Origin of the sequence: Bartonella heixiaziensis (genome assembly GCF_046245125.2) — a bacterium.
In the GTDB taxonomy this organism is placed as follows: domain Bacteria; phylum Pseudomonadota; class Alphaproteobacteria; order Rhizobiales; family Rhizobiaceae; genus Bartonella; species Bartonella heixiaziensis.
This window is the reverse complement of the sequence record NZ_CP176404.1, coordinates 428,750-441,587: the sequence shown is the minus strand read 5'-3', so window position 1 is coordinate 441,587 and position 12,838 is coordinate 428,750. Positions and strand designations below refer to the sequence as shown.

11 protein-coding genes are annotated in these 12,838 nt (G+C 38.7%); 10 read left to right on the top strand and 1 reads right to left on the bottom strand.

Features of this window, described 5'->3' with window-relative positions; genetic code table 11:
* The first annotated feature begins 106 nt into the window (after positions 1-106).
* Genes ACKC4Y_RS01905 through ACKC4Y_RS01890 form a run of 4 tightly spaced genes read left to right on the top strand, consistent with a single transcriptional unit; the run spans position 107 to position 3,965 of the window.
* Entirely contained in the window at positions 107-1,150 is a 1,044-nt protein-coding gene (locus ACKC4Y_RS01905) for a hemin-degrading factor (protein ID WP_409361724.1), read from the top strand.
* Between the two features lie 18 nt (positions 1,151-1,168).
* A complete protein-coding gene (locus ACKC4Y_RS01900; RefSeq protein WP_409361723.1) occupies positions 1,169-2,074 on the top strand; it encodes a heme/hemin ABC transporter substrate-binding protein in 906 nt (301 codons plus the stop codon).
* Between the two features lie 2 nt (positions 2,075-2,076).
* On the top strand, positions 2,077-3,174 hold the full coding sequence (locus ACKC4Y_RS01895; RefSeq protein ID WP_409361722.1) for a FecCD family ABC transporter permease: 1,098 nt from the start codon (positions 2,077-2,079) through the stop codon (positions 3,172-3,174).
* Positions 3,171-3,965: a heme ABC transporter ATP-binding protein gene (locus ACKC4Y_RS01890; RefSeq protein ID WP_409361721.1), complete on the top strand. Its 795-nt coding sequence runs from the start codon at positions 3,171-3,173 to the stop codon at positions 3,963-3,965. Before ACKC4Y_RS01895 ends, ACKC4Y_RS01890 begins: the two co-directional genes overlap by 4 nt.
* A gap of 509 nt (positions 3,966-4,474) precedes the next feature.
* Here ACKC4Y_RS01890 and ACKC4Y_RS01885 read toward each other — a convergent pair.
* On the bottom strand, positions 4,475-5,455 hold the full coding sequence (locus tag ACKC4Y_RS01885) for a phage tail protein (RefSeq protein WP_409361720.1): 981 nt from the start codon (positions 5,453-5,455) through the stop codon (positions 4,475-4,477).
* A 2,248-nt stretch (positions 5,456-7,703) separates the two neighbouring features.
* Here ACKC4Y_RS01885 and thiC point away from each other — a divergent pair.
* Genes thiC through ACKC4Y_RS01855 form a run of 6 tightly spaced genes read left to right on the top strand, consistent with a single transcriptional unit; the run spans position 7,704 to position 12,816 of the window.
* Positions 7,704-9,539, top strand: a complete 1,836-nt coding sequence (gene thiC, locus ACKC4Y_RS01880) for a phosphomethylpyrimidine synthase ThiC (protein WP_409361719.1) — start codon at positions 7,704-7,706, stop codon at positions 9,537-9,539.
* Entirely contained in the window at positions 9,536-10,486 is a 951-nt protein-coding gene (gene thiO / locus ACKC4Y_RS01875; protein ID WP_375638608.1) for a glycine oxidase ThiO, read from the top strand. The genes thiC and thiO overlap by 4 nt, the downstream gene beginning before the upstream one ends.
* 3 nt (positions 10,487-10,489) lie before the next feature.
* Positions 10,490-10,687, top strand: coding sequence for a sulfur carrier protein ThiS (gene thiS / locus ACKC4Y_RS01870; protein ID WP_012754917.1), 198 nt, complete (start codon positions 10,490-10,492; stop codon positions 10,685-10,687).
* 4 nt (positions 10,688-10,691) lie between these two features.
* Positions 10,692-11,465, top strand: a complete 774-nt coding sequence (locus ACKC4Y_RS01865; RefSeq protein ID WP_375638612.1) for a thiazole synthase — start codon at positions 10,692-10,694, stop codon at positions 11,463-11,465.
* A complete protein-coding gene (locus tag ACKC4Y_RS01860; RefSeq protein WP_409361718.1) occupies positions 11,462-12,067 on the top strand; it encodes a thiamine phosphate synthase in 606 nt (201 codons plus the stop codon). Before ACKC4Y_RS01865 ends, ACKC4Y_RS01860 begins: the two co-directional genes overlap by 4 nt.
* On the top strand, positions 12,058-12,816 hold the full coding sequence (locus ACKC4Y_RS01855) for a hydroxymethylpyrimidine/phosphomethylpyrimidine kinase (RefSeq protein WP_409361717.1): 759 nt from the start codon (positions 12,058-12,060) through the stop codon (positions 12,814-12,816). The genes ACKC4Y_RS01860 and ACKC4Y_RS01855 overlap by 10 nt, the downstream gene beginning before the upstream one ends.
* Positions 12,817-12,838 lie beyond the last annotated feature (22 nt).

The window sequence follows — 12,838 nt, the reverse complement described above, 5'->3', positions numbered from 1 at the left end:
TATTTGGTAGTGGGTTGAACCATTAGTTGATAGTGGTTCGACTTACTTTCTTTGATTTGAAAAATTAAACAGTTAACCCTCAAACAGGTAAGATAAGGATAAGCCCATGTCATACACAGCCGAAATGATTATTCGCTTGCGTGAAGAAAAAAAAGAGATGCGTAGCCGCGATTTTGCGGACTCTATTGGTATATCCGAAGCGGAACTCATTGCGGCTTATTGTACAATTGGAAAAGCAAAAAAACTACGCGCTGATGTCGCTACTCTCTTGGAAAATGCTCCTAAACTTGGAATAGTCATGGCATTAACACGGAATGAAAATGCTGTCCATGAAATAACAGGATGTTTTGAGAAGATTGTTCAAAGCCAGCATATTCCGATAACACTCGGTGAAATTGACTTGCGTATTTTTTCAAAACAGTGGAAGTTTGGTTTTGAGCATGACGTGACTATTCTCGGAACACCTATGAAAAGTCTGCAATTTTTTGATCAATATGGCATTGCTATCTTCAAGCTCTATTCTAAAGACGCAACAAATATGGAAGAATGGGCTGCACTTGTTAAAAAGTTGCTTCATGACGATCAATCACCCGTACTTGATATTTCTTCCGTTCCTACTCCAGTACAATGTGATATGGCAAAGCTTGATGTTGAAAAGTTCCGAGATCGTTGGCGACAGATGACTGATGTGCATCAACTTCATGGGATTATTTCTGAACTAAAGATTAATCGACATGATGCTGTAAAACATGCCGGAAATGAATTTGCCGATGAGTTAAAAATAGAAGCTGTTGAGATGATGCTCAAACAAGTTGCGCAAGAAGAGTTACCAATTATGTGTTTTGTTGGAAATAAAGGATGTATCCAAATTTTCACTGGGCAAGTAAAGAACATTAAGCAAATGGGACCTTGGCTTAATGTTCTCGATCAAAAATTTCACCTCCATTTACTCGTTTCTGGGATCAATAAGGTATGGCGTGTTCGCAAACCTACAATTGATGGTTATGTCAACTCACTTGAAGTTTTCGATAAAAATGATGAGATGATTATTCAATTCTTTGGCGTACGCAAGGAGGGTCAAAAAGAACGTGAAGATTGGCGCTCTTTATTGAATGGTTTACCATCGTGCCAAGAAAACAGCAGTAACTAAGATAAGGTAAGGTCGGACATGTTCATATCTCTTTTGCATAGGCTATCAAACCTTTTTCTTATGTGTTTACTGCTCTCTCTTACCTGTTTTTCTAAACAAGTGATTGCTGAACCCACAACGCGTTTTCCTGAAAATGCTCGAATTGTTTCTATCGGCGGAGCACTTACAGAAATTGTTTATGCATTGGGTGCCCAAGATCAACTTGTCGCCCGTGATAGTACAAGCGTCTACCCGCAAGAAGCGCTCAAGCTTCCTGTCCTTGGATATATGCGTGCTCTTTCACCTGAGGGTGTTTTATCACTTGCCCCAGAGGGCATATTGCTTGTTGAAGGAAGCGGTCCTGCTTCAACAATTGATATTCTCAAAAAAACATCAATCCCTCTGGTGATCATACCAGAAGACTACTCCCGTGAAAATGTGATAGAAAAGATTCGCCTTGTTGGTCAAGCCATTCATCGGGAAGTTCAAGCCGCTGCGTTAATTGAAAAATTGAAGCGTAATTTTTTAGACAACGATGCGCTTTTGGCGAAAGTAACAAAACCAAAGCGTGTCCTTTTTGTTTTCTCTGTGCAAAATGGACGCGTCATGGCATCTGGTACAGGTACTGCAGCTGATAGTATGATAAAACTTTCAGGTGCTATCAATGCTATCACCGATTATAAAGGATATAAGCTTCTCAACGGCGAAGCGTTATTGAAATCAGATCCCGATGTTATTTTGCTTGTAAAACATGGTGCAAAATCAACCAGCATTGATAAGATTTTAGCCATACCGGCAGTTCAAGCAACAACTGCAGCGAAAAATCATGCCATAAAACAGATGGATGCTATGTATCTTTTGGGATTTGGTCCACGCACTGCAGACGCATCAAGAGAGCTTATTGAGATACTTTATGGTGCAAATAAAAACGGTAAGAGCTGGTAAAAATGGCAGACGGTACATCCATGATGCATTTACCTGAAGCAAAAGAAGGTAAAAAAGTAAACCGTTCAAAACAGGGGAAGATTTTATTATTAAGCTTAATAATATTCCTTACCTTCAGTATTTTTGGTGGGCTCTTGAATGGTGCAGCAAAGGTTTCTTTCGTTGATCTTCTCCATGTGATGCTTACACAAGATTTTTCAATAAGTAGTAAAACGCGTGATTACCTCGTGCTTATCGACATAAGGCTTCCCCGTGTTATCTTGGGATTGTTGATTGGAGCAGCTTTAGCTGTCTCCGGTGTTCTTATGCAAGGGCTTTTCCGTAATCCTCTTGCCGATCCTGGAATTGTAGGTGTATCAGCAGGTGCTGGACTTGGAGCAGTCTTAGCAATTGTTGTCGGTATTGCCTTTCCTTCTTCATTGGCACCTTTTCTAGAACCTTACAAGGTGATTATAGGTGCCTTTTTTGGCGGACTTTTATCAACAATTATTCTCTATGCAATAGCAACGCGTCATAGTTGTACTTCTATTGCAACAATGCTTCTTGCCGGTATTGCTCTTGGTGCTTTAAGCAGTGCTGTTGTTGGAACATTAATTTTTATAGCAAATGACCAACAACTCCGTGATATTACCTTTTGGAATCTTGGCTCTCTCGCTGGAGCAACATGGTTGAAAGTTTGGCTTATTTTGCCTTTTATCTGTGCTGGTCTCCTTTTTTCTCCCTTTCTGTCACGCGCACTTAATGCTCTTTCTCTTGGAGAAGCGGTTGCTGGTCATATTGGCTTCCATATCCAACTGGTTAAAAATATTGCTATTTTCCTTGTTGCGCTTATGTGTGGTAGTGCAGTCGCTGTTAGTGGCGGAATTGGTTTCATTGGTATTGTTGTTCCACATATTTTGCGTCAGCTAATTGGTCCCGATCACCGCTATCTTATTCCCTGCTCTGCTCTCTTGGGGGCAGCATTACTCATTTTTGCTGACACATTTGCGCGCCTCATTGTTGCCCCCGCAGAATTGCCAATCGGAATTGTTACAGCACTTTTTGGTGCCCCTTTTTTCCTTTGGATCCTTATATGCAAACGAGGAACAAATCTTTCATGATCAAAGCAGTCAATATTTGTGTTCAACGTGGGAAAAAACAGATTCTTAATTGTGTTGATCTTCAAGCCAAAAGTGGTGCTCTCACCGTCATTATTGGCCCCAATGGATCTGGGAAGAGTACTTTTATTAAAGCACTGAGTGGAGAAATTCCCTACAGTGGAAAAATTACCTTAAATGATCATGATGTTATCCAGACAAAAGCTTATGAAATGGCAACCATGCGTGCTGTACTCCCGCAATCAACAACATTGGCATTTCCATTCTTAGTCTATGAAGTAGTAGAACTTGGTCTCTCCGCGAACCAATTCACCATCGCAAAAGATGAATTGAAAAACCTTACCCAAAAGGTTTTAGAACGCGTTGGTCTTGCTAACTATAGTGATCGATATTATCACCAATTATCAGGCGGAGAACAAGCTAGAGTACAACTTGCTCGTGTCCTTTGCCAAATCTGGAAACCTGTTCATAATGGAATTCCTCGCTGGATGATATTAGATGAACCTATTGCTAACCTCGACATCCAACACCAGCTTGTTGTTATGGATATTGCCAAAAATTTTGCCCGTTGTGGTGGCGGCGTTCTTGCTGTTCTTCATGATCTTAATATTGCTGCCCATTATGCCGATAAAATGATATTGCTCAAACAGGGGAAAATTTATTGCGAAGGGAATGTCTCGGCCGTTTTGACAACGCCAAATCTGCGCGATGTTTATCATTGTTCCTTGACCGTTTCTGAATTACCTAAAGCAGATATTCCTTTTATACTGCCACAGACAGCGCTCTCCTTATGAAACAGCGTGTTTTTCTGAAAATCTGTTTAATGACATCGAAAAATCGAGGTGTATGATAAAAATAAAAGACTCAAGCACATTCAGAAATTACTTTATTTTAAAAGTAACTCTTTCATATGAATGTGCAACATTCAGTGTTACAAATATGTTAACTCTTTTTATCTTATACTAAAGATATTATAATTTTATACGTTCTAGAAAAAACGTTATAAAAACATATATCTTTGTAGATACCTCTGAGTGACAAACTTATAGTGAACTTTCCTCATTTTCTCTGTACGGGTTGCACTTATTAAAAAGAAAAATAACTTTCACATGATTTTTTCTTGTCATAAGCTATACCCTTGCCATGACAAATATCTGAAATTATCAACTAAACAACTATTTGAACAGCACTTTGGTACCTTTACCTCTTTTAAATGGTGCTATAAGTTATTTATTCCTTGCAGAGAAAATCCGCGTTAACAATATCATCGATGCGATGATTAATATTTATCATCCGATCAATCTTATGATTTTATGGCATAAACAACTGTTGTATTAACAGGGCGTGTTTCTGCCTCACCTGTAGAAGAAAGAGACACTTTGTGTGTGTGTGCACCAGCTGATTGTGTTGTCCCTGTCATAGTTTGATAGTGATAACTAGGGTTCCTTCTGCCAATATCATTAGCACTCCATCCAACTCCTGCATACTGAAAATTGTGCGTATGCTGCCCCGATACTTCAATGGTGCAAGCATGTGTATGCAATTTAATACTATCTTGCTGTTGATTTGCAAAACGTCTATTTGGATCCAAACCTCGGCCATCATCAAAGCCGCGTAAAAACATCCCTCTAAAGTCAGGAACTTTAAAAGTTGTATTACTGTCTTTTCCCCATTTATCACCTATTGCCTTGAATAGTTGCGGATAATCTTTGCGCTTATAAATAGCACCATCGCATAAAAGCCAGCCGCTCGGGACTTCTTGCATAGCAAAGGTCGCAATAAATCCGCAAGGAAAGATTTCTACCTTTGGTGGTGGAAGAGGTGTGGGGTTTAAGAGATACCAGCCATCTCGGTCTTCCATTGAAACATCGTCATTATAGACTATTTCATAAATACCATTTGTTTGTAGCTCACCACCTTCTAATGGTATAATACCCATATTGGTGGCTTTATAAAGTGGTTTCTCTCCTATTCTATTAACGATTACTGTTGTCGTGCCAATATTCACGCCACGTGCCTTAAAACGTATAATGATATCATTTTTGTATTTTGTTATAGGTGAAGCTGTCGTTAGCATAATTGATGTTTTCTTGTCTTCTGGATTCACCATAAACTTTGAATCAATAGAACCGCCACTATCTGCAAGATACTCACGCACACGTTGCATCATTGCTCGTGCACTATCATTGACAGAACTAGGCAGCTGACCTTCCGCCCAATTAATAATGCTATCTGAATTCGCATTTTCATCAGCCGTTAGTGACCAATCGTAAATATTAGACATGACAATCCCCCGTTTTTCTTAATAACTCTTCTTATAATTTTTTTGGCTGACTATATGAGACAACCGTTTCCTCTCTGGACAATGATGCTAAATCTGCGCATGCCCACTAGAATTCCTCCTATCATTATCAGTTAATATATCATCTCTCTTGTATCACCTGTGCTTATTAGAGTTTTTTTCTTTTTTTCCTCCGCTTAAATGAAATGATCTCACCATACTTTTTCTAATAAAATCAATATCAATGCCTTTTCTTTTCAATGTAATCTCTGGCTTTATGTTGTTTGTCTCTTATTTCCTCATTGGAGCGGTCTACTATTATTAAAATCTCTCATCTTGTTATAAAGCTTATAAACACTGTTCATACAATCCCTTATTGTGGGTCAGATACAATAACCATTGAGCATAATCGCCTGTCAACCGAATAGGAAACTTGCTAATGTTTTTGAAGTCTTGATGAGGCTTATGCTTTCAACGCTTCAAATTTGTCTCATCAGAATATTTTGTACGACCATAGTACCTATAAACGTTTCGCATCCGTACTTTGTGAATTGTACAAATAATCTCAATCCTTTGAGCTGTTATCGCAAGATATTGATAAACTGTTTCACTCTCTTTATAAGAAGTGGACTATAATTTTTGTTAACTGTTTTCCATACCAAACAAGCTAACTAAGATTTGCTTTGAATTCTTTATACTCTCCACCGCGTTTTTATCTGCACACAGATACCTTTTAAAACATATCCTGTTTCATTATTTTTTCCTGAAAAGTTTTTTGCTAGATAAATATCAGCGCGCCCTTTGATGCCGCCTGTTCATAGCCTAGCACCCCATAGAAATGCACCTAACAGAACAAATTCCCCACGCTTCAAATTAATTTGGGAATAATATATTCTCAATATAATAACAACATACCACATATCTCCATAAAATCTGAAGAACATGTCTAATCGGCTTTACGTGAATTGAAAAACGTAAACTCGCGCTCCATCCTCTAGCAAAACGCGTATCATCGATCTTTGAAAATCAGCCCCCTATAATCGTCTACTCCCCTCCCACACTTAGCACGACTAACTGCTCTTATATTTTATTATATATAGATTTTTTTTGCAAGAGCAATAAATCCCTCCGAGCAGGGCCTTGCAATTATAGAAATTCTCCCTTCTCGTGATTATATAAGAATAAATGTTCAGCAAACTGTTTTAATAACCAATTCCGCCTTATTAAACCAATACAGAAAAGTATCCCCCATCATCAAACTTACAATATTGTGATCATAATCTGAAAATTGAAGAATTATGTGATTACCTTAAGATCTCATCGATGATTCCTCAACCTGATAATAGTCCTTTCAACAATCATAATTTTCAATCGCACGTTTAATTATCTCCTTATCTCCCCAAAACTCTTGAGAAATGATTTCTGAAATTAACAGAGCACAACAAATATATCTGATCTCCCCTTGCTACGCTTATAGCTAAGATCAAACCCTCACAACTTCTTCAAAAAACAATCAATTTCAAACAAATGTTACTCTATTTTACCTCATATAGCTGTAGGATTTCATACTGTTCCTATTGGAGATAAAATAGCCATCTGTGATAAAATCGGTAAAAATTTCATCCAACACAGCTTTGATGACAAATTTAAACAAATTGCAACCGAACAGATAAAAAAATGCGCAATAAGACGTGCCATGATTTCAGGAGCAAAAATATCACAACTCAAAGCACTTTTCGTAAAATAGAAAACAGTATAACATCAGATAAAGAACGCTGATTACTAGAGACTGGCTCCTAGATCAACCTAAGAGCTACACGGAAATGCAGAATAAAGGATAAAATAATAGAAACGATAAGCATAAGTCCCCTCATTTTGGTAATAAATTTTTGAGCTTACTGTTCTTTATAAAAAACCTTAGCATTTAACTTTCCACTTTATAATACCTGTTTTTATTCCCCTAAAACTCTCTAAACTCGCTTAAAATATATTTTTATGATTGACATAATAGATATTTAAGCCAACCATATTCGTATTAACAAAAATACTTTAAGTGGGAGGAGGCATGCAAATATTAGAATAGATATTGTATCAATTTTTCAAAATAAATTTTCTTGAGCTTTATTGGGTTCTCTTTGCTATAAAGCAATGCTATTTCTATTCATCCGCATGCTCGTAATTGATAATTTGAATACATCCCCATTAACATCGCAACCTATTTTTGAACTCTGTATCTATAAGGAAAAAGTTTGTGCAGAAAAATACTCCATCAATCAGTTGTAGCCCCTTTCCCGCTTCACGCAAAATTTATCAACAAAGTCCTATCTTTTCTGATGTGCGCGTACCATTGCGTGAAATTTCACTGACTGATGGCAGTGGTGAGAAACCTTTAAACGTTTACGATACTTCTGGCCCCTACACAGATAAAGATATGATCATTGATATTACAAAAGGCTTGCCAGCAATTAGCTTGCCTTGGCTCTCTAAGCGGGATGATACTGAAACTTATCCTGCACGATTAGTGAAACCTGAAGATAATGGATTGGCTTCTGATAAAAACCTTACACCAACCTTTAAACAAAAACGTCCCATTTTACGAGCAAAAAATGGCAAAGCAATTACACAAATGGCTTACGCGCGCGCAGGCATTATTACCGAAGAAATGGAATATGTGGCTATACGAGAAAATGAAGGATTAGCAGTAAAAGAACGGCAAAATGTACCATCAAATGAAACATTTGCTGGATCAATACCAGAAATTTATACTGCCGAATTTGTTCGCAATGAAATTGCTTGTGGACGCGCCATTATTCCACAAAACATTAATCATCCAGAGTGCGAACCCATGATTATTGGGCGTAATTTTCGTGTTAAAATTAATGCCAATATTGGCAATTCAGCAGTGACTTCATCTATGGAAGAAGAAGTTGATAAAATGGTTTGGGCCATTCGCTGGGGAGCAGATACAGTTATGGATCTCTCAACAGGTCGAAATATTCATAATATTCGTGAGTGGATTATTCGAAATGCCCCTGTTCCCATCGGGACTGTTCCACTTTATCAAGCACTTGAAAAAGTACAGGGTATTGCTGAAAACTTAACATGGGATATTTTCCATGATACCCTTATTGAGCAAGCAGAGCAAGGTGTTGATTATTTTACCATTCATGCGGGATTAAGACTACCTTTTATCCCTTTAACCGTTGATCGGGTAACAGGTATTGTTTCACGAGGTGGTTCTATTATGGCAAAATGGTGCTTGCATCATCACAAAGAAAGTTTTCTTTATGAACATTTTGATGAAATTTGTGATATTGCACGCACGTATGACATCTCTCTTTCCTTGGGGGATGGATTGCGCCCTGGCTCTATTGCCGATGCCAATGATGAAGCCCAATTTGCAGAGCTTAAAACTTTGGGAGAATTGACAAAAATTGCTTGGGAAAAAGATGTACAGGTTATGATTGAAGGTCCTGGGCATGTCCCAATGCACAAAATTAAAGAAAATATGGAGCAACAATTAGATCTCTGTCATGAGGCGCCTTTTTATACTTTGGGACCTCTTACAACCGACATTGCTCCTGGTTATGATCATATTACATCAGCAATTGGTGCCGCTATGATTGGATGGTTTGGAACAGCTATGTTGTGTTATGTAACACCTAAAGAACACCTAGGACTCCCCGATAGGAATGACGTAAAAACTGGTGTGATCACTTATAAAATTGCTGCTCATGCCGCTGACCTTGCCAAAGGTTTGCCTAGAGCACAATTGCGCGATAATGCTCTTTCGCGTGCACGATTTGATTTTAGATGGCATGATCAATTCAACCTTTCTCTTGATCCGGAAACAGCTTGTGCCTTTCATGATGAGACAATGCCTAAAGAAGCCCATAAATTGGTACATTTTTGTTCCATGTGTGGACCAAAATTCTGTTCTATGCGTATTTCTCATGATATTCGTGAGGCAGCAGCAATAAGAAAAACAAAAGGGGAAGGTATGATCGCCATGGCCGAGAAATATCAAAAAAATGGTGATCTTTATATGGAAATCGTTTCTCCTCAAAAAGAGAAAGTAAACAGTTGAAGAACATTCTTATCAAAGGTGCGGGTGTAGGCGGCTTAACGGTTGCCTTTATGTTACAGCAAAAAGGTGTTTCTGTTACTATATCGGCTCCCCCTCATTCTCCTATAGGAAGTGCTAGTTGGTATGCAGGAGGAATGCTCGCACCTTACTGTGAGAGAGAAAATGCGGAACAGATTGTTGAAGATCTTGGTATACGAGCTATACAGTGGTGGCGTAAAACACTCCCCAACCTTGTCATACAAAAAGGCACTTTAGTGGTTGCACCTACACGAGATAGAGGAGAGCTTGAACGATTTTCTGGACGCACGCATAATCACAAAACCATAGATAATATAGAAATAGCTCATCTTGAACCAGATCTTGCGGAACGTTTTAACTGTGCGCTCTTTTATGAAAATGAGGCCCATATTGATCCTCGCAAAGCACTTATGGCTTTAAAAGAAAAACTTCTCAACAATGGAGCGTGTTTTGTTGATGTAGAGACAGCTGAAACAAATTTTGATATTGTTATTGATGCGACAGGAATAGCACGTTTAGGAAAAGATAAAAATATACGGGGCGTACGCGGCGAAATGCTTCTCGTGCGTTGCACCGATGTTAAAATTTCGCGTCCAATTCGTCTTCTTCATCCACGGTTTCCTCTCTACATTGTACCTCGACAAGATAATATTTTTATGATTGGCGCAACAATGATTGAAAGTGACTTTGATGGTGCAATCTCAGTGAGATCAATGATGGAACTGCTCAACGCGGCTTATACTTTACATCCTGCTTTTGCTGAAGCAGAAATTATTGAATCTGGCGTTGGTGTTCGTCCATGTTATCCTGATAACTTCCCTTCTGTGCATAAAGATGGTAATTGTATTTCTATTAATGGATTTTATAGACATGGTTTTCTTTTATCTCCAGAAATGGCAAAACGAGCAATGAAATTGGCATTAGAATAAAGCATGCAAATATTTGTTAATGGTGAAACAGTCCAAACAGAAGTTATGACTCTCGGTCTCTTACTTGAAGAATTGGGGTATGAAGGAAATTGGCTTGCAACCGCTGTTAACGCTGAAGTTGTTTCCATAGATGCACGAAGCCAATTTGTCTTGCATGAAGGAGATAAAATTGAAATTTTAAGCCCAATGCAAGGAGGCTAAAATTATGCTGAATCTTTATGGACGACAATTCTCTTCCCGTCTTCTATTAGGTACAGCGCAATATCCTTCACCAGCAATCCTTCGTGATGCTATTTATAAATCGAATACGGAAATTGTGACTGTTTCCTTACGCCGTGAAACGGCAGGTGGAAAACAAGGTGGACAATTTTGGCAATTTCTTCAAGAACTTGGGGTAACAGTGCTTCCTAATACTGCTGGTTGTTATACTGTTAAAGAGGCCGTAACCACAGCGCAATTAGCAAGAGATCTCTTTAAAACAGCTTGGATTAAACTCGAAGTGATAGGAAACCCAGACACCTTACAGCCAAATATTTTTTCCTTAATCGAAGCAGCGCAAATTTTAAACAATGAAGGTTTCAAAATTTTTGCTTACACAACGGATGATCTCATTGTTGCTGAAAAACTTTTCGACATTGGTTGCCGTGTTATTATGCCTTGGTGTGCTCCTATTGGTTCTGCCAAAGGACCTCATAATACTGATGGACTGCGTTCTATCCGTGCTTACCTTCCTGACGCTACTCTTGTTATTGATGCCGGCATTGGACGCCCATCACATGCCGCCATTGCGATGGAACTCGGTTATGATGCAGTACTGCTTAATACCGCAGTTGCTAAAGCAGGTGATCCTGTCTTAATGGCTGAAGCATTTTCTAAAGCTGTTCAAGCAGGACGTATGGGATATAAAGCTGGCATGATCGAAGCACGCAATGTAGCAGTCCCTTCAACGCCAGTCATTGGAAAAGCAGTATTTTCATGAAACTGGATCCATTTTACCTCATCGTTGATAACGCTGATTGGGTTGAATGTTTGCTCCCTCTTGGCATCAAGCTCGTACAATTGCGTATGAAACATGAAAATCAACAAATAATCCGTCAACATATCAAGCGCGCAAAAAACATATGCAATAAATTGGGAGCACAATTAATTATTAATGATCATTGGGAAATAGCAATTGATGAAAAGTGCAATTTTATTCATCTGGGACAAGAAGATCTAAGCAATGCTGATCTTCACGCAATTCGTAAAAGTGGTATAAAAGTTGGTCTTAGTACACATGATGAACATGAATTGGATATCGCACTCTCTGTTAATCCTGAGTATATTGCACTTGGTCCTATTTATCCGACAATCTTAAAAAAAATGAAATGGATGCCGCAAGGACTAGAAAAAATCAAACAATGGAGAAAGCGGATTGGTGCTTTACCTTTGGTGGGTATTGGTGGTTTAACACCAGAACGCGCAGTTGATGTTTTAAAAGCAGGAGCAAATAGTGCTGCTGTTGTGACTGATATTATCCTCCATAAAAAACCTGAAGAGCGTGTCCAGCAGTGGATAAAAGTGACACAAACATGGCGTTGATACCTTCCATTCTTATTGTTGCGGGCACGGATCCAACAGGAGGTGCCGGTATTGTTCGTGATATAGAAACCGCTGCATATTTTCAAATAAAAGCAAATTTAGCAATCACTTGTGTTAACGTACAAGATGATAACCGCGTTGCCGAAATCATTCCAATGCGTGAAGACCTCGTCGCTGCGCAAATGCGTGCTGCCCTAGAAGCAAATCCTATAAGCGCAATAAAAATCGGTATGACGGGGACAAAAGCAATTATAACAGCAATCTGTAACGTACTCAAAGACTATCCCTATGTTCCAGTTATTCTGGACCCCGTACTTGTCGCTTCATCAGGAGGAAAACTAACAACGGAAACAATCATCGACACCATGATCGATAAACTGCTTCCTCATGTTGATCTTTTAACACCGAATAGAGAAGAACTTGCTCTTCTTAGCCAAAGTCCATTGGCATCTCATGATAAGCAAGCAATACAACAAGCAAAAAAACTTCTATCTTTTGGTCCTCACTCGATATTGATAAAAGGTGGACATGCAGAGGGCCATCTAGCAACGGATAGCTTTATTAATAAAACTGAAATTCTACATATTTCCACGCCACGCTTAACAGGAACAATGCGAGGAACAGGTTGTACCCTTTCCAGCGCTATTGCTGCACATTTGGCGTTAAATGAATCTATGACTGAAGCGGTAAAAAAAGCAAAAGCATATACCCACACATTACTTTTAAACCACTGTCAAAAAGATCCCTAAAATTAACATCACGTTATGTTTC

What these genes read in the sequence shown, in the direction of transcription:
- ACKC4Y_RS01895 (WP_409361722.1), top strand. Translation starts at nt 2,077, where the DNA reads ATGGCAGACGGTACATCCATGATGCATTTACCTGAAGCAAAAGAAGGT.
- ACKC4Y_RS01885 (WP_409361720.1), bottom strand. Translation starts at nt 5,455, where the DNA reads ATGTCTAATATTTACGATTGGTCACTAACGGCTGATGAAAATGCGAAT.
- ACKC4Y_RS01890 (WP_409361721.1), top strand. Translation starts at nt 3,171, where the DNA reads ATGATCAAAGCAGTCAATATTTGTGTTCAACGTGGGAAAAAACAGATT.
- ACKC4Y_RS01865 (WP_375638612.1), top strand. Translation starts at nt 10,692, where the DNA reads ATGCTGAATCTTTATGGACGACAATTCTCTTCCCGTCTTCTATTAGGT.
- thiS (WP_012754917.1), top strand. Translation starts at nt 10,490, where the DNA reads ATGCAAATATTTGTTAATGGTGAAACAGTCCAAACAGAAGTTATGACT.
- ACKC4Y_RS01900 (WP_409361723.1), top strand. Translation starts at nt 1,169, where the DNA reads ATGTTCATATCTCTTTTGCATAGGCTATCAAACCTTTTTCTTATGTGT.
- ACKC4Y_RS01860 (WP_409361718.1), top strand. Translation starts at nt 11,462, where the DNA reads ATGAAACTGGATCCATTTTACCTCATCGTTGATAACGCTGATTGGGTT.
- ACKC4Y_RS01855 (WP_409361717.1), top strand. Translation starts at nt 12,058, where the DNA reads ATGGCGTTGATACCTTCCATTCTTATTGTTGCGGGCACGGATCCAACA.
- ACKC4Y_RS01905 (WP_409361724.1), top strand. Translation starts at nt 107, where the DNA reads ATGTCATACACAGCCGAAATGATTATTCGCTTGCGTGAAGAAAAAAAA.